The 16931-nt window shown below is 71.7% G+C and carries 15 protein-coding genes; 1 reads left to right on the top strand and 14 read right to left on the bottom strand.

Annotated features, from left to right (window positions below; all coding sequences use genetic code 11):
- Nucleotides 1-23: 23 nt before the first annotated feature.
- The 10 genes from folE to dacB form a co-directional block, all read right to left on the bottom strand.
- Entirely contained in the window at nt 24-629 is a 606-nt protein-coding gene (folE, locus tag C2L59_RS20205; RefSeq protein WP_199199166.1) for a GTP cyclohydrolase I FolE, read from the bottom strand.
- Nucleotides 607-3006: an ATP-dependent zinc metalloprotease FtsH gene (gene ftsH, locus C2L59_RS20200; protein WP_103351054.1), complete on the bottom strand. Its 2400-nt coding sequence runs from the start codon at nt 3004-3006 to the stop codon at nt 607-609. Before ftsH ends, folE begins: the two co-directional genes overlap by 23 nt.
- Before the next feature lie 201 nt (nt 3007-3207).
- Nucleotides 3208-4041, bottom strand: a complete 834-nt coding sequence (locus C2L59_RS20195; protein ID WP_103351053.1) for an ESX secretion-associated protein EspG — start codon at nt 4039-4041, stop codon at nt 3208-3210.
- Between the two features lie 103 nt (nt 4042-4144).
- Nucleotides 4145-4930, bottom strand: a complete 786-nt coding sequence (locus C2L59_RS20190; protein ID WP_103351052.1) for an ESX secretion-associated protein EspG — start codon at nt 4928-4930, stop codon at nt 4145-4147.
- A gap of 59 nt (nt 4931-4989) precedes the next feature.
- Nucleotides 4990-6399, bottom strand: a complete 1410-nt coding sequence (locus tag C2L59_RS20185; RefSeq protein WP_103351051.1) for a hypothetical protein — start codon at nt 6397-6399, stop codon at nt 4990-4992.
- Between the two features lie 23 nt (nt 6400-6422).
- Nucleotides 6423-6788 (bottom strand): hypothetical protein, encoded by a 366-nt coding sequence (locus C2L59_RS20180; protein WP_199199165.1) that lies wholly within the window; start codon nt 6786-6788, stop codon nt 6423-6425.
- Between the two features lie 158 nt (nt 6789-6946).
- Entirely contained in the window at nt 6947-7498 is a 552-nt protein-coding gene (gene hpt / locus C2L59_RS20175) for a hypoxanthine phosphoribosyltransferase (protein WP_103351049.1), read from the bottom strand.
- Between the two features lie 3 nt (nt 7499-7501).
- Nucleotides 7502-8461 (bottom strand): tRNA lysidine(34) synthetase TilS, encoded by a 960-nt coding sequence (gene tilS, locus C2L59_RS20170; RefSeq protein ID WP_103351048.1) that lies wholly within the window; start codon nt 8459-8461, stop codon nt 7502-7504.
- The gene (locus C2L59_RS20165) at nt 8458-9468 is read right to left on the bottom strand and encodes a zinc-dependent metalloprotease (RefSeq protein ID WP_103351047.1); all 1011 of its coding nucleotides are present in this window, start codon (nt 9466-9468) and stop codon (nt 8458-8460) included. The genes tilS and C2L59_RS20165 overlap by 4 nt, the downstream gene beginning before the upstream one ends.
- An 89-nt stretch (nt 9469-9557) precedes the next feature.
- Nucleotides 9558-11915, bottom strand: a complete 2358-nt coding sequence (gene dacB / locus C2L59_RS20160; RefSeq protein WP_103351046.1) for a D-alanyl-D-alanine carboxypeptidase/D-alanyl-D-alanine-endopeptidase — start codon at nt 11913-11915, stop codon at nt 9558-9560.
- 176 nt (nt 11916-12091) lie between these two features.
- Here dacB and C2L59_RS20155 point away from each other — a divergent pair, with 176 nt between their 5' ends.
- A complete protein-coding gene (locus C2L59_RS20155; protein ID WP_103351045.1) occupies nt 12092-12607 on the top strand; it encodes an inorganic diphosphatase in 516 nt (171 codons plus the stop codon).
- 51 nt (nt 12608-12658) lie between these two features.
- Here C2L59_RS20155 and C2L59_RS20150 read toward each other — a convergent pair whose 3' ends face one another.
- From C2L59_RS20150 to C2L59_RS20135, 4 genes are all read right to left on the bottom strand, one after another.
- Nucleotides 12659-14314 carry an MDR family MFS transporter gene (locus C2L59_RS20150; protein WP_103351044.1) on the bottom strand — a complete coding sequence of 552 codons (1656 nt, stop codon included), beginning with the start codon at nt 14312-14314 and terminating at the stop codon, nt 12659-12661.
- Between the two features lie 172 nt (nt 14315-14486).
- Entirely contained in the window at nt 14487-15755 is a 1269-nt protein-coding gene (glyA, locus tag C2L59_RS20145; RefSeq protein ID WP_103351043.1) for a serine hydroxymethyltransferase, read from the bottom strand.
- A gap of 150 nt (nt 15756-15905) precedes the next feature.
- Entirely contained in the window at nt 15906-16331 is a 426-nt protein-coding gene (locus tag C2L59_RS20140) for an uL11 family ribosomal protein (protein WP_103351042.1), read from the bottom strand.
- Nucleotides 16332-16364: 33 nt separating this feature from the next.
- Nucleotides 16365-16883 carry a gamma carbonic anhydrase family protein gene (locus tag C2L59_RS20135; protein ID WP_004559890.1) on the bottom strand — a complete coding sequence of 173 codons (519 nt, stop codon included), beginning with the start codon at nt 16881-16883 and terminating at the stop codon, nt 16365-16367.
- Between the last annotated feature and the right edge of the window lie 48 nt (nt 16884-16931).

Genomic DNA, 16931 nt, shown 5'->3' with positions numbered 1-16931 from the left:
GCCGGGAGCGGGAAGCCCCACGCTCACCGGCGCGCCTTGATGAGGTCGAGCGCCTCCGCCCGCGAAGTGGCGGAGTTCTTGAACTGCCCCCGCACGGCGGAGGTGGTCGTGCGCGCGCCGGGCTTGCGGATGCCGCGCATGGCCATGCAGAGGTGCTCGGCCTCGATCACGACGATGACCCCGCGCGGCTCGAGCTTCCGGACGATCGCGTCGGCGACCTGCGAAGTCAGCCGCTCCTGGACCTGCGGACGCTTGGCGTAGAGGTCGACGACCCGGGCGAGCTTCGAAAGCCCGGTGACCTTCCCGGCGGCGTTCGGGATGTACCCGACGTGCGCGACGCCGTGGAACGGCACCAGGTGGTGCTCGCAGCTGCTGTACATCGGGATGTCCGTGACCAGCACGAGTTCCTCGTGGGACTCGTCGAACGTCCGGTCCAGGACCGCATCCGGCTCGGTGTACAGGCCCGCGAACATCTCGCGGTACGCGCGGGCCACCCGGGCGGGGGTCTCCTTGAGACCGTCCCGCTCCGGGTCTTCGCCGCACGCCAGCAGGAGCTCGCGGATCGCCTTTTCCGCCCGGTCGTGGTCGAAGACCGGGCGGTCGGCGTCACTGGGACTTTTCGGGTCCATCCACGTCACGACGCTCCCCCTCGCTCTGCTGGTTGCCGGCCTGGTCGGCGAACCAGCCGTGCTCACGAGGGCGTTCTTCACCACCGGGGCGCCACGACTGGCCCGGCTGACCGCCCGGCGACGTCGCCGGCGTCCAGCCCGGAGGGGCACCGTAGTTCGGCGGACCGCTCTGGCCGGGCGGGTAGCTGCCCGGTTGCTGGGCGCCGCCGTACGTCTGCGGCCAGTGCGCCGTTCCGTTGGGGCCGCCGTTCGGGCCGCCGTAGGGACGGCCGCCGTTCGGGTAGGCGCCCGGCGGGGCGTACGGGTTCGCGTTCGGGTCGACCGGGGACGGGTACGGCGGGCCACCGGGCAGGTCGCCCGCGCCCTGGGCGGTGCCGACCGGGGTCGGCTCCGGCTTCAGGACCGGCTTCTCCTTCTCCGGCGGCGGCCACGGCTCGCCGCGCTCCATCGCCAGCTCGCCCGGGGTCTTGATCGGCGGCTTGTCCGACGGCGTCCGCTCACCGAACTCGTTGAACACGGTGATGTGCGGGCGCTTCTCGACCGTCGCGAAGATCCGCTCCAGGTCCTTGCGGGTCAGCGTCTCCTTCTCCAGGAGCTCGATGACCAGCTCGTCGAGCACGTCGCGGTAGGTGTTGAGCACGTGCCACGCCTCGGTGTGCGCCGTCTCGATGAGCTTGCGCACCTCCTCGTCGATCTCGTGCGCCACTTCCAGCGAGTAGTCCGCCTGCCGGCCGGCCGAGCGGCCGAGGAACGGGTCGCCCTGCTCCTGGCCGTACTTGACCGCGCCGAGCCGGGCGCTCATGCCGTACTCGGTGACCATCGCGCGGGCGATCTTCGTCGCCTGCTCGATGTCCGACGACGCGCCGGTGGTGGGCTCGTGGAAGACGAGCTCCTCGGCCGTGCGGCCGCCCATCGCGAAGACCAGCCGCCCGATCATCTCGGAGCGGGTCATCAGGTCCTTGTCGTCCTCGGGGACGAGCAGCGCGTGCCCGCCCGTGCGGCCGCGCGGCAGGATCGTCAGCTTGTAGACCGGTTCGATGTCCGGCATCGCCCACGCGGCGAGCGCGTGCCCGCCCTCGTGGTAGGCCGTGATCTTCTTCTCCTTCTCGGAGATGATCCGGCTCTTGCGGGCCGGGCCGCCGACGACGCGGTCGACCGACTCCTCCAGCGCCACGTCGGTGATCACGTGCCCGTTCTGGCGGGCGGTGAGGAGCGCGGCCTCGTTCAGCACGTTCGCCAGGTCGGCGCCGGACATGCCGACCGTCCGCTTGGCCAGGCTGGTCAGGTCCGTGCCCTGGGCGATCGGCTTGCCCTTGGCGTGCACCTCGAGGATCGCCTTGCGGCCGCGCAGGTCGGGCGCGGACACCGGGATCTGCCGGTCGAACCGGCCGGGGCGCAGCAGCGCCGGGTCGAGGATGTCGGGCCGGTTGGTGGCCGCGATCAGGATGATGCCGCCGCGCGCGTCGAAACCGTCCATCTCGACGAGCAGCTGGTTCAGCGTCTGCTCGCGCTCGTCGTGCCCGCCGCCGAGGCCGGCGCCGCGCTGGCGGCCGACCGCGTCGATCTCGTCGACGAAGATGATGCACGGCGCGTTCTGTTTGGCCTGTTCGAACAGGTCACGGACGCGGGATGCACCGACACCGACGAACATCTCGACGAAGTCCGAGCCGGAGATCGTGTAGAACGGCACGCCCGCCTCGCCGGCGACGGCCCGCGCGAGCAGCGTCTTGCCGGTACCCGGCGGCCCGTAGAGCAGCACGCCCTTCGGGATCTTCGCGCCGAGCGCCTGGTACCGCGCCGGGTTCTGCAGGAAGTCCTTGATCTCGTACAGCTCTTCGACGGCCTCGTCGGCGCCCGCGACGTCCCCGAAGGTCGTCTTGGGCATGTCCTTGTTCAGCTGCTTGGCCTTGGACTTGCCGAAGTTGAGGACGCGGTTGCCGCCGCCCTGGGCGTTGTTCATCATCCACATCAGCAGGCCCAGCACGAGGGCGAGCGGGATGGCGAAGATGAGGATCTGGGTCAGCACGCCCTGCTGGGTCACCTTGGTGGTGAACTTGGGGCCGGCGTCGCCGTTCTTCGCGGCCAGCAGCTTGTCGTAGATCTCAAGCGACGCGTTGGCCGGGTACTGCGAAATGATCTGGGTGACTTGCTGCCCGTCGACGTCGATCGGCCGCGAGAGGAGCAGCTTGACCTGCTGTTCCTTGTCCTCGAGGCTGGCTTCCTTGACGTTGTTCGAGGTGATCTGGGAGTTCGCCACCGAGATGGGTGCCTGGGTGTACCCACGATCACTGTCGAAGATCGTGTTGTACGCGAACAACGCCAGCAACCCCGCGACGATCCACAGCAGTGGGTTCCTGAGCACGCTCTTCCGGTTCATACGACTCGGCCCTGGTGGCCTCGACCCTCCCTGGTTGGGCGGCTCCTGTGATACCCGCCATCACGATCTTGACAACCCGTGGTGCCTGGACACCTGCCCATCAGGGTACCGCCCGCTGCCGCGTTCATCCCCTGTGAGCCTCTCGCAGGTCAACGGGCGATACCGCGCCCAGGTTCCCGGCGGGCGCCCGCAACGTTCACGCTATCGCGTGCCATCGGACACACTGCTCACCATCTCGCCCAGCCTGGTCCTCAGTGTCGCCGGGTCCGCCGGCGCCACGGTGACCCACTCGCGCCCGTCCGTACCTGCGCGGGAGAGGCTCAGGTAGCGCCCGGTCGCGGTGTCGAACCAGCCCAGCACCCGTGACCGCTGCCGGGCCCCGACCTGCGAACGGCTGTTCGCTGCCAGCTGACCGCCCCGCTGCCGGGGCTGCCCGGCGATCCGGCCGTACGCCTCGCGCGGATCGACGGCCAGGCGTTCGCTCAGCGGCACCCGCCGGGGCCGCCCGCGCCGCTTGCCGTCGTCCTCCGCCGGCCCGGACGGCAGCGGCACCGGCACCGGCACCCGGATCGGCGCGGTGTGCAGGGCCTCGTCCAGCGGAAGTGTGACCGACGCCTCGCTGCCGCGCGGCCCGGCCGGCAGGATCCCGACGACGGCCGAGACGAGACCGTCCGGCGGGACGTCCCGCAGCCAGATGCCGTCGGCGTCCTGGACCGCGAGCACGGCCTTGGTGTCGTCACCCGCCGCGAGGACGCCGACGGTCGGCGCCTCGAACTGCGGGATGTGCAGCGCATCGATGGTCAGCGGGGCGAAGGCCAGCAGGTGCAGCGCGTCCTCGATCGGCGGCGCGAGCCGGCCGCGCGGGTCGCGGATGTCCCGCGCCTTGAGCTCCACGTCGGCGCGGTGGCGCAGCGAGACGCGCTCGTCCTCGGTCGCGCCGTGCGACCGGACGATCAGCGGGTAGGGCAGCTCGCCGACCTGCGCCGACTCCCAGAGGAAATCGAACGCCAGCGGCGAGAAGAACTCTTGCATCATCACTCTCCCGGCTCGGACTCTTGCTCAGCGTAGCCCGCACCACCGACAAAACCGGACCGTCACGGGGCGGCTGGGCACGTCCGAAGACCGATCTTCCCGGAGTTCAGACCGTGCTGGTCGTCGCGGCGCCCGCGAGCATCTCGCCGAGGCGGTGCCGCAGCGTCGCGGCGTCGGCGGGGGCGATGGTGATCCAGTCCCGGCCGTCACGGCCGCGGGTGGCCTGGGTGAAGTAGCGGCCGGTCTCGGTGTCGAACCAGCTCAGCACCGGCGAGCGGCTGCGCCCGCCCATCCGGGTGCGGGCGTTGGCGCCGATCTGGCCGCCGCGCAGCCGGGGCTGGGCGTGCAGCCGGGCCAGCGCCTTGCGGTCCTCGTCGGCCGAAGCGCGCTCGTCGCCGTTGCCCCGGCGCTGCATGAAGTCGACGCCGTGCGCGCCGACCAGCTGCTCCAGCGGCACGGTGAGCGACTTCTCGCTCCCGCGCGGGGCACCCGGCAGCAGCGAGACGATCGCGCTCGCGAGCCCGTCGGGCGGGCACGGCTGCAGGTGCAGGCCGCGGGTGTCCTGGACGGCGAGCAGCCCCTGGCCGCCCAGCACGCCGGCGAACGACAGCAGCGGCTCGGCGTCCGGGGCGATCAGCTGGACGGCGTCCAGGCTCAGTTCCGCGGTCGCCAGGACACCGAAGTAGTCCTCGAGGTGCGGCTCGGGCCGGCCGCGGCCGTCGGCGAGCCCGCGCGCGGTGAGCCCCTCCAACGTGCGGCGGCGCAGCAGCGCCCGCTCGTCGACGGTCGCACCGTGCGAACGGATCCGGAACGGGTACGGCAGCTCGCCCAGCCCGGCGGACTCCCACAGGAAGTCCACCTCGACCGGGGTGAGCAGCTCAGCGTTCGGCATCGAGCCACTCCCAACGAGAACGGGCCGGGCACACCGGCGGTGTGCCCGGCCCGGACGGATCAGCGGTCTTCGTCGTCCCCGGACCACGCGCCGATGACCGGCGGCGGGGTCGCCTGGTTCGCGCCGAAGGCCTCGTCCGGGTCCGCCTCGATGAGGAAGGACGCGTGCGTGTGCTCCTCGTCCTGCTCGCCCTGGGCACCGTGCGGAGCCATGCCGCCCATGCCCGGGCTCATCGGCGGCGGGGTCTGCCCGCCGATGGTGCCCGCGGACGAGACGACGCCCTGCTGCGGCGCCTGGGCCGAAGCGGCGCTCTGGCCCTCGGCCGAGGCCAGGGAGGTGTCGTTCTCGGCCTTCGCGCCGGACTTGCTGCCGGAACCCAGCGCCCGCGACGCCAGCGCGCCGAGGCCGCCGGCCAGGCCGCCGACGCCGAGGCCCATGCCGATCTTGCCGAGCGGGTTGCTGCCGCCGGGGTGGGCGCTGCCCGACCCGGCGGTGCCCGCGCCGGTGACCGAGCCGGCCCCGGTGACCGAGCCGCCGGCCGCGTCGCTGCCCAGCGCCGCCGCGTCGTGGCCGAAGCCCGACGCCGCCGCCGCGCCCGGGACGCCGCCGTGGCCGCCGTTCGGGCCGACCCCGGCGTGCTGCGCGCCGAACGCGCCGCCGTGGCCGCCGAAGCCGGTGCCGTTCGCGGCGAAGACCGCGCCACCGGCACCGGAGAGGCCCTCGACCGGGCCGGTGCTGCCGACGGTGTTGACCGAGTTGAACGAGAAGGAGTTGTGCGACGCCGTCGGCTTCATGCCGAGCGACTCCGGGCCGAAGCTCGGGGTCGAGTTGTCGACCTCCTTCATCGCCTGCGTGTAGGCGTTGAAGAAGGCGACCTGCTGCGCCTTGACGTCGTTGGCCGCGTCCGCCTGCGCCTTCTGGTCGGCGATCAGCGCCGCCGGACCGCCGGCCAGCGCGGCCGTCATGGCCTGCTTGGGGTCGTAGTCCTTCGGCGCGGGCATCTTCTTGACCTCGGCGGCCGCCGCGGCCTGCCGGGCGAGCCGGTCGGACATCGTGTGCGCGGCGTCGGAGGCCTGCGAACCGGAGTTCGCGATGGCCACCAGCGCGCCCTGCGCGCCCGCGGCACCGCGGCCGACCCAGGCGTTGCCCAGCTCGGCGATCGCGTTGTACAGGTGGTCGGACGCCTGCTTCAGCTCGCTGCCGTGGTGCGTCCAGACGTGCCCGGTCGCCTCGGCGGTGCCGGGGTCGTTGTTGTTGACCGCGCCGGCGTAGAGCTGCTGGCTTTCCTGCGCGTTCCAGTTCGGCGGGTTGGCGATCGCGCGGTCGCTGCCCATGTCGAAGCCGCCGGCGCTGCCGCGGGCGTTGGCGACGATGTTCTGCGACGACGCGTTGTCGCCGAGCGGGACCAGCGAGCCCTGGTCGGCAGAGCCGGGAGTGGTCGCCGGCTGGTCGGTGTGGTTCGGAGCCATGACTACGAGTTCCCCCTCTGGGCTCAGGCGTTGCGGAACGGATCGGCGGCGGCCTGGTCGATCTCGTGGTACCGGGACATCGCCGTGACGATGCCCTCCTCGGCGGCGGAGTACTGGTCGAGCAGGTTCTGCAGCGCGGCGGCGTAGGAGTCGCCCCCGCCGTCCGCGCGCTGCACGAACTTCGCGGCCATCGCGTTGCCGACCGGGTTGTCGCCGAGCTTCGGCGGCTGGGCGAGCGTCCCCGCGCCGGCGAGCAGGGCCTCGACGGCGTCCTTGCCGGTGCGGATCTTGTTCAGCACGGCCTGTGCGGCGTCGGGATCGATCCCGACCTGACCCGCCGCGGCCGCGGCCTTGAAGGCGTTCGCGTCGGCAGTGCTGCTGTTCCCCATCTGCACTCTCTCCCGTTCCCCCGACCCGGTTCACCGCGGGCACGATTGGTCTTCGCATAGGTTAACGCACGTGATCAGAGCCTATGACGCAAACAGCGTCCCCCGGGTTCCGAAAATCCGGTGGTTGCGGTGAACGGTCGGTGAACTCCACCGGCGGACTACGAGGTGTAGACCTTCGGGTCCAGGGTGCCGATGTAGGGCAGGTCCCGGTACCGCTCGGCGTAGTCGAGGCCGTAACCGACGACGAACTCGTTCGGGATGTCGAAGCCGATGTACTTCACCGGCACGTCCACCTTCACCGCTTCCGGCTTGCGCAGCAGCGAGACGACCTCGAGCGACGCCGGGTTCCGGCTGGCGAGGTTCTTCAGCAGCCACGACAGCGTCAGGCCGGAGTCGACGATGTCCTCGACGATCAGGACGTCCCGGCCCGCGATGTCGCGGTCGAGGTCCTTGAGGATCCGCACGACGCCGGACGACGAGGTCGCCGACCCGTAGGAGGACACGGCCATGAATTCCAGCTGCGTCGGCAGCGGCAGCGCGCGGGCGAAGTCGGTCATGAACATGACCGCGCCCTTCAGGACGCCCACCAGCAGGAGTTCGCCCTGCCCGTTGGCCGGGTAGTCGGCGGCGATCTGCTCCGCCAGCTCCGCGATCTTGTCCTTGATCTGCTGCTCGGTGACGAGCACGGAGGCGATTTCGCCCTCGTACACGGGTCATTCTCCTCGGGTGGTGGGTTGGGAGGTGAGGCAGAGCCTGCCACGGCACCGGCTCGCCTCCAAGTTGCCGGGTAGCCAGACGCCGCCCTGTCCACGCCAGTGGGCGACCAGCGCGTCGACCGCCCGCAGGTGGGCGTCGGTGAGTTCTCGCACGCCCGAGGCCAGCAGCCACCTGCGGAGAACCCGGCGGCGGACCGCCGCGGGCACCGGCTCGAGGACACCCACATCCAGCCCATCGGGGCCGCCCGCGCGGGTGAAGATCGTGTCCGCCATTGTGTCCAGCGCCTCATTGTCCTCGCGCAGCTGGGCCGCCGTTCGGGCGAGCGCAGCGGCCACCCCGCCGTTGAGGACGTCCTCCAGCAACGGCAGGACTTCGGTGCGCAACCGGACGCGCGTGAAGCGCGGTTCGGCGTTGTGCGGGTCGTCCCACGGCTCGACGCCGAGTTCGGCGCACGCGGCCCGGGTGGTGGCGCGCGGGACGGCGAGCAGCGGCCGGCCCCACGGCGGGTCGTGCGGGCGCATTCCCGCCAGGCTGCGCGGGCCGGAGCCGCGGCCGAGCCCGAGCAGCACCGTTTCGGCCTGGTCGTCGAGGGTGTGGCCGAGCAGGACGAGGGCGTGCCCGGCGAGCGTCCGGTAGCGGGCCTTGCGCGCGGCGGCTTCCGGGCCGCCGGGGCCGGTCACGTCGGCCCGGCGCACCTCGGCCTCGTCGACGCCGAGGGACTTCGCGGCGGCGGCCGCGTCGAACGCGATCTTCGCCGAGCCCTCCTGCAGGCCGTGGTCGACGACCAGCGCGCGGACGACGTGCCCGCGGTGGTGCCCGACGTACGCGGTGGCCTCGGCCAGCGCGAGGGAGTCGGCGCCACCGGAGACCGCGACACAGAGTTCGGCCGGGGCATCGACGGTCTCCAGGAAGCCGCGCACGGCCCGCCGGACGGCCGCGACCGCGGGCCCGGTCATCCGTGCAGGCGCCGGACCCACGCCGCCGGATCGGCGATCTCGGCGCGCGACGGCAGGGTGTTCGGCGACCGCCAGACGGCGTTGAAGCCGTCCATGCCGACGGCGTCCACGACGTGCTTCGTGAACTTCGCGCCTTCTTCGTACTGACGGATCTTCGCGTCGACGCCGAGCAGCGCGCGCAGCAGCCGGTCGAAGACGCCGCCGCCCTTGCGCCGGGCGGTGAACCGCGCGCGGATCGTGTCGACGCTCGGCACGACCTGCGGCCCGACGGCGTCCATCACGTAGTCGGCGTGGCCCTCCAGCAGCGTCGAGAGGGCCAGCAGCCGGTCGAACACCGCGCGTTCCTTCGGCGACTGGAGCAGCTCGGCCAGGTTCAGCTTCGGGCCCTGCTTGATCGCCTCGGGCAGCCGGCCGAACAGGTCGGCCAGGCTGTCGGTACCGCCGCCGGCGAGGCCGGAGACGAGTCGCTCGACCTCGTCGGCGAAGTAGTCGCGCAGCCACCGGACCGCGGTGAACTGGAGCCGGTGGGTGCATTCGTGCAGGCAGACCCAGAGCCGGAAGTCGTGCCCGGACACGTCCATCGCGCGCTCGGCGGCGACGACGTTCGGCGCCACCAGCAGCAGCCGGCCTTCGCGGTCCGGGCCGCCGAAGGGGTCGTACTGGCCGAGCACGCGGCTGGCGAGGAAGGCGAGCACCAGCCCGGTCTGCACGCCGGCGCCGCCGGCCAGGATCGGCCCGAGCGGCCCGCCCTGCTGCGGCAGCGCGCGCCCGGTCAGCGCGTCCAGCCCGGCCGCGGCCGACCGGACCCAGCCCGGGCGGTCGACGACCTCGCCGGGCAGCAGCGGCAGGTCCAGCCCCAGGTTCGTCAGCCCCCGCACGTGCCCTTCGGCCTCGACGGTCAGCTCGCGCAGGTCGGTGACGGCCTCTTCGGCCTGTTCGCGCGGAACCTGCGGGCCACCGCGCACGAGCAGCGCGCCGGTCTGCGCGGCGATCGCCCAGTCGACCATGGGCCGGGTCTGCGTTTCCTGACTCACCCTTCCGACGCTACCTGCCCCGGGCGGGTTTCCGGCCACGATCTTCGTACGGTTCGGCTCCGCTACGAGCAGCCGCACTTGCGGAGGCTCGTCGCGAGGGCGTCGATCGCGTCGCGGCCGGGTTCGGTGTCGGAGCCGTTGGACATGAACGCGAACACCAGCACCCGGCCGTCCTGGTCGAGGACCAGCCCGGCCAGCGTGTTCACGCCGGTGAGCGTGCCCGTCTTGGCCCGCACCCAGCCGCGGCCGGCCTGCGACGCCGGCGTGTCGAACCGCTTGTCGGCGAGGGTGCCCGAGCCGCCCGCCACCGGCAGGCCCGCCAGCACCGGACGCAGCTTCGCGGTGCTCGGGTTCTTGCCCTCCGGCGCCGCCGCGGCGGCCAGCAGCTGGGTCAGCAGCCGCGCCGGGATGCGGTTCTGCGACGAGATGCCGCTGCCGTCGGACAGCACGACCCCGCTGACGTCGAACCCGTGGTCCTTCAGGACCTTGATGGTCGCCTTGGCGCCGCCGGCGTAGCTGGCTTCCTCACCGTTCGCGAGCGCGACCTGCCGGGCGACCGCCTCGGCGAGGACGTCGTCGGACAGCTCCATCAGGTCCGACACCAGCTCGGTCAGCGGAGCCGACTTGACCTCGGCCACCACCTTCGCGTCCTTGGGCGCGGTCGCCAGGCCGCCCGCCGAAGCGCCCAGCTTCGAGGCGACCGAAGAGGCCAGCGCGCTGCCCGCGTTCGCCGTGCGTTGCGAGTTGTTGTCCTTGGGGTTGATGCGGCCGCCGTCGGCCATCACCGGCGCCATCTGCGTCGCGTACGTCGAAGGCGCGTCACCGGCTTCCCAGCCGGGCGCGGTCGTCGCCCCCTTGAACAGGGTCAGGTCGACCTGCACCTTCTTGACCCCCGGCACCGCCTTCTTGACCTGCGCGACGAGGTCGTCGACGTGCGCGCCGCCCGGGTACAGCGGGGAGTCGGTGCCCAGCGGCAGGTTGGTGAGCGTCGTGTCGCCGCCGCCGACCAGGATCACCGTGCCCGGGTCGGCGCCCTGCACGATCTTGGTCGACAGGCGCAGGTTGTGATCCAGCGAGAGCAGCGCGGCCGCGGACGTGAGCACCTTCGTCGTCGACGCGGGCGTCACCGGGGTCCCCGAGCTGTGGTCCCACAGCGCGGTCCCGGTCACCGGGTCGACCACGCTGCCGGTGAGCTGCCCGAGCGCGCCGCTGCCGGCCGCCCCGGCCAGCGCGGACTTGACGCCGTTGGCGGTCGGCGCCGGGCCGGCCACGGCCGGGCCCTGCAGCTGGCGCGTCGCCGAGGCCGGCGACGGCGCGTCGCCCTTGGGCGCGTTGGGCGCCCACGGCAGGGCGAGCCGGTTCGCCACCTTCGGCATCGCGGCGGCGACCCCGCCGCCCGCCAGCACCAGGAGGACGACCACGACCAGCGCGATCAGCTTGCCCTTGCGCCGCTTCTTCGGCGGCTCTTCGCCGGCCGGCGCCTCGGCCGCGGGCGGCACCGGCGGCTCGGCGGGCGGCTCGGTCCGCGGCTGGTCCGGGCGGGGCTGGTCGGGCCGCGGCTGGGGCTGCTGCTGGAAGGCGCCGGGGAACTGGGTCGGCCGCTCGATCCCGACGGTCGCCTCGGCGTCGAACCGCTGCCCGTCGGGCTCGATCCGCTGCGGGCGGGCCAGCGTCCCGGCGGACGCCGAGGGCACCACCCCGCGCGGCGGCTCCGGCGGCAGCGCGGGCCGGCGGTCACCCGGCTCGGCCGGCCGGTCGCCCGCCCGGTCCTCCCGCAGCTCGATGCGCTGGGACCAGGGTGCGTCGGGCCGCTGCTGCTGGGGTTCGACGCGCTGCGGCTCGGCACGTGGTGGCTGCTGCGGCGGCTCTTCGCGGCGGCCCAGCTGCTCTTCGCGGCGTTGCTGCTCCTCACGCCACAGCTGCAGCTCTTCACGCCACGGCTGCTGCGGCTCCTCGGGCTGCTCACGACGTTCCGGCTGCTCACGGGACCAGACATCGCGCTCGACCGGCACCACCGGCGTCGGCTGCTTCACCTCGATGAACTGGGTGCTCTCCGCGGCCGGCTTCGGCTCGGGCTGCTCGACCCGGATGTACTCGGTGCCCTCTTCGGCCGGCTTCGGCGGCTGCTGAGGTTCGCGGCTGCCGAGCCGGTCGGCCAGGTCCTGCTTGGCCGGGGCCGGGGCCGGTGGGGGCGCCGGCTCCTCCGCGGGCGCGTTCAGGCCGGGGACCGGCTCAGGCGCCACGTTCGGCGCGAACCACGATCCCTTCGGCGCGTCGCTGGCTGTGACCTTGGGCACGCCGGGATTGCCGCCGTGACCCGCCGGCGGGTCGGGCAGGGCCATCGGAGTGGTTTCCCGCACGCCGGACGACGAGCGGTCTTCGTCCGACGAAGGCCACATCGGCTGGTCGTTTTCCGGCACCCACCACTCCTTCTCACCTGCCCCGGAAGGGGCCAAGCTCACATGCCGCGAGGCCGACATCGATGCGACTCCGCGCAGGGGCGTAGTCCACACTAGGAGACGTCAAGACAGTCTTGAAGGTTGCCGCCCGCGACGGGCGGGCACGCCCGGATCTATAAAGAAGCAGCGAGGACGCCGTGGAGTTCGACGTCACGATCGAAATCCCCAAAGGGGAGCGCAACAAGTACGAGGTCGACCACAAGACCGGCCGCATCAAGCTGGACCGGACCCTGTTCACGGCCACGCAGTACCCGGCCGACTACGGCTTCATCGACGACACCCTCGGCCAGGACGGCGACCCGCTCGACGTGCTCGTCCTCGTGCAGGAGCCGACGTTCCCCGGCTGCCTGATCCGCTGCCGCGCCATCGGCATGTTCCGGATGACCGACGAGAAGGGCCCGGACGACAAGGTCCTCGCGGTCCCGACGAACGACCCGCGCCTGGAGCACCTGCGCGACATCCACCACCTGAACGAGTTCCACAAGCTGGAGATCCAGCACTTCTTCGAGGTCTACAAGGACCTCGAGCCCGGCAAGAGCGTCGAAGGCTCGTCCTGGGTCGGCCGCACCGAGGCCGAGAGCGAGATCGCCCGCTCGTACGAGCGCGAGACCGACCGCCTGGCCAAGGAAGACGCCAACGGGACCGGTCACTGAACTGAGAAAAGGCCCCCTCGGGAGATCCCGAGGGGGCCTTTTTTCGTGCGGTCAGTGCGCCAGGGCGAGCGCCGGGGCGTCCGCCTCGGCCTCCGCGCGCTGCTCCATCGCCGACTTGTCCGACAGCGGCTTCTCCTTGAGGAACCACACCAGCGCGAAGCCGACGGTCAGCACGATCCCGCCGACCAGGAACACCGTGCTCATCGAGTCGGCGAAGCCCTGCAGGATCGGCCGCGCCAGCGCCGGGTCGAGCGTCGAGAGGAACGACGTGTCGTTGACGTCGAGGCTGCCGCTCTTCAGTTGCTGCGCGAACGCGGGGTTCTGGGCCAGCGCCGACACGTAGGCCGGGTTGGTCAGCGCCGAGCGGATGGCGTTCGCGATCCGGTCGCCGACCGTGCCGAACAGGATCGACAGGAACACCGCGGTGCCCGCCGTGCCGCCGATCTGCCGGAAGAACGTCGCCGCCGAGGTGGCGACGCCGATGTCCTGCGGGCGGACGTCGTTGGTCGCGGCCAGCACCAGCGTCTGCATCGAGGCGCCGAGGCCGAGGCCGATCACGAAGGCGATCACCATGACCAGCGCCAGCGAGCTGTCGACGGTGATCGTCGACAGCGCGAACAGCGCCGCCGCCATCAGGCCGATCCCGGCCACCGCGAACATCTTGTACCGGCCGGTGGCCGCGATGATCCGGCCACTGGTCAGGCTGGCGACCATGATCCCGAGGGTCAGCGGGAGCATCTGCAGGCCGGCCTGGGTCGGCGTCGCGCCCTTGACGATCTGCAGGTACAGCGGCAGCGACATCATCGCGCCGAACATCCCGGCGCCCTGGACGACGGTGACGATGGTCGACATCCGGAACACCGGCCGGTCGAACAGGCGCAGCGGCAGCAGGGCGGCGTCGCCCATCCGGCGTTCGATCCAGACGAACGCGGCCGCGCCCAGCCCGCCGACGACGTACATGGCGATCGAAGCGGCGGAGCCCCAGCCCCACTCGCGGCCCTGCTCGGCGACGATCAGCAGCGGCACCAGGCCGGTGGCCAGCGCGACCGCACCCCAGTAGTCGACCTTCTGGTCCACGCGGCTGTGCGGGAGGTTCAGCACCTTGCTGACGACGACCAGCGCGGCGAGCGCGATCGGGACGTTGACCAGGAAGACCCAGCGCCAGCCGGTGATGCCGGCGAAGGTGTCGATGCCGGCGAAGAACCCGCCGACGACCGGGCCGGCGACGCTCGAGATGCCGAAGACGGCCATGAAGTAGCCCTGGTACTTGCTGCGCTCACGCGGCGCGGTGATGTCGGTGATGATCGCCAGCGCGAGGGACATCAGGCCACCGGCACCGAGCCCCTGGAAGGCGCGGAAGGCGGCGAGCTCGTACATCGACGTCGCCATGCCGCTGGCCAGCGAGCCGACCAGGAACAGCGAGATCGCCGTGAGGTACATGGGCTTGCGGCCGTAGAGGTCGGACAGCTTGCCGTACAGCGGCGTCGAGAGCGTCGCGGTGATGAGGTAGGCGGTGGTGGCCCAGGCCTGCAGGGACAGGCCGTGGAGCTCGTCGGCGATGGTGCGCATCGAGCTCGACACGATGGTCTGGTCGAGCGCGGCGAGGAACATGCCGAGCATCAGCCCGGACAGCACGGTCAGGATCTGGCGGTGAGTCAGTTTGCCGTTCGTAGCGGCTGCTCCTTCCGCCGTGGTGGTGTCGCTCATGGTGGTCTCCCTCGGAAGTCTCCGCGTAGTTGCTTGTACCGTTCAACTACTTGCTTGACCCAAGTATTCCGCGAGACGCTTGTATCGTGCAACCAAATATTCTGTGACCCCGGTCTCGGACACGCCGAAGGGCGGCACTTTCACGTGAAAGTGCCGCCCTCGGGGTTCGGGGTCAGGCGGAGTAGCCCGGGATGGGGAACGGCGCCAGGAACTCGCGGATCTCCGCGGCGATCGTGTCCAGCGAGGCCTCGTCGGACGCGGCCGCCGCGGTGATCGTGCGGTCGATCCACGCCGCCACCTCGACCTGGTGCTCCGGCCGCAGGCCGCGGGTCGTGATCGCGGACGTGCCGAGGCGGATGCCGGACGGGTCGAACGGCTTGCGCGGGTCGAACGGCACCGTGTTGTAGTTCAGCTCGATGCCCGCGCGGTCGAGGGCCTGCGCGGCCGGCTTGCCCGCGACCCCCTTGTTCGTCAGGTCGATCAGCAGCAGGTGGTTGTCGGTGCCGCCGGACACGAGGTCGTAACCGCAGGCCAGCAGCGCGTCGGCCAGCGCGCGGGCGTTGGCGACGATCGTGTGCGCGTAGTCGCTGAACGACGGCTGCTGCGCCTCCCCGAGGGCGACCGCGATCGCCGCGGTCGTGTGGTTGTGCGGGCCGCCCTGCAGCCCCGGGAACACCGCCTTGTCGACGGCCTTCGCGTGGTCGGCGTCGGAGAGGATCATCGCGCCGCGCGGGCCGCGCAGGGTCTTGTGCGTGGTCGTCGTGATCACCTGCGCGTGCCCGACCGGCGACGGGTGCGCGCCGCCCGCGACCAGGCCGGCGATGTGCGCGATGTCGGCGACGAGCACCGCGTCCACCTCGGCGGCGATCTCGGCGAACGCCGGGAAGTCGATCGTGCGCGGGATCGCCGTGCCGCCGGCGAAGATCAGCTTCGGCCGGTGCTGCCGAGCCAGGTCGCGCACCTGGTCGAGGTCGACGCGGCCGGTCTCCTTGGCGACGCCGTAGCGCACCGGCGTGAACCACTTGCCGGTCGCGGAGACGCTCCAGCCGTGCGTGAGGTGGCCGCCGTCGGGCAGCGCCATGCCGAGCACGGTGTCACCGGGCTGGGCGAAGGCCAGGTACACGGCCAGGTTCGCCGGCGACCCGGAGTACGGCTGGACGTTCGCGTGGTCGGCGCCGAACACGGCCTTCGCCCGCTCGATGGCCAGCTGCTCGACCTGGTCGATGAACTGCTGGCCCTCGTAGTACCGCTTGCCCGCGTAGCCCTCGGAGTACTTGTTGGTGAGCACACTCCCGGTCGCCTCGAGCACGGCCTGTGAGACGTAGTTCTCCGAGGCGATCAGGCGGATCTTGTCGTGCTGGCGCTTGGCTTCGTCCTCGACGAGCCCGGCGATGGCTGGGTCGGCGGTGGCGAGCGCGTTCAGTTTCGGCTGGTGTGTCATGGCGTACTCCGGCTCTGGAGTGGCCTTCACCCAGGCGCGCGGTGCCGGCCTCGTCGTCGCTTCCCGGTGGTGCTCCACCTCGATGGCGCCAGTCGCTGCTGCAGGGGAAGAGCGTAGTCCACGACGCTTGAGCCTCGGTTTACGCGATGTTCAGGGCACGACCACGACGCCCATCGACCGGGCGGTGCCGGCGATCGTGCGCATCGCCGCCTCGACGTCGGTGGTGTTGAGGTCCGGCAGCTTGCGTTCGGCGATCGCGCGCAGCTGCTCTTCGGTCAGCTTGCCCGCGACCTCGTGCCCCGGCCGCGAAGAACCCTTGTCCCCCAACGCCTTCTTGATGAGGAACGACGTCGGGGGCGTCTTGAGCCGGAGCACGAAGGAGCGGTCCTCGAACACCGAAACGACCACCGGCACGATGTCGCCGCGCTGCGCCGCCGTCGCCGCGTCGTAGGCCTTCTTGACCTCGACGAGGTTGATCCCGGTCTGGCCCAGCATCTTGCCGAGGTCGACGACCGGGGCGTTGCCCGCGCTGAGCTCGAGCGTGACCTGGTGGGTGAGTTTCCTCTTCGGAGCCATGTCCCGAAGCTAGAGTCTCCAGCTACTGGAGGGTCAAACCGGTTTGGTGCCCGCTCGGTGCCGGCGCGCCAGCTCCTGGTAGATCGCCGCGTTGTGCTCGACCCACATCCGCGCCGAGTCGGTCAGCGGGACGAACTTCTTCGCCGGGCTGCCCATCGCGATCACCTCTTCCGGCACCTCCGTCGCCGGCGTGACGGTGGCTCCGGCCGCGACGAGCGCCCGCGCGCCGATCTTCGCCTTGTCGAGCACCGTAGAGCCGTTGCCGATCAGCGCCTGCTCCCCGATCGTGCAGTCGTGCACCAGGCACTGGTGGCCCACGGTGACGTTCTTGCCGACCTCGCAGACGCCGTCGTTGACGTGGATCACCGAGTTGTCCTGGATGTTGGCGCCCTCGCGGATGACGATCCGGCCGAAGTCGGCCCGGATCACCGCGCCGAACCAGACCGAGGCGTCCTTCTCGACGACGACGTCGCCGATGAGGGTGGCGGTGGGGGCGATCCAGGCGTCCGGGTGGACCTGCGGGCTGAGCCCTTCGAACGAGAACAGAGGCATGCCCGCACCCTAAACCGCGCAGGCCCCCTTCCCCGGTCCAACGGGGAA

Source organism: Amycolatopsis sp. CA-128772 (assembly GCF_002904295.1).
Lineage (GTDB): Bacteria > Actinomycetota > Actinomycetes > Mycobacteriales > Pseudonocardiaceae > Amycolatopsis.
Note: the sequence above shows the minus strand (reverse complement) of the source record. Positions and strands in the feature narration are given on the sequence as shown.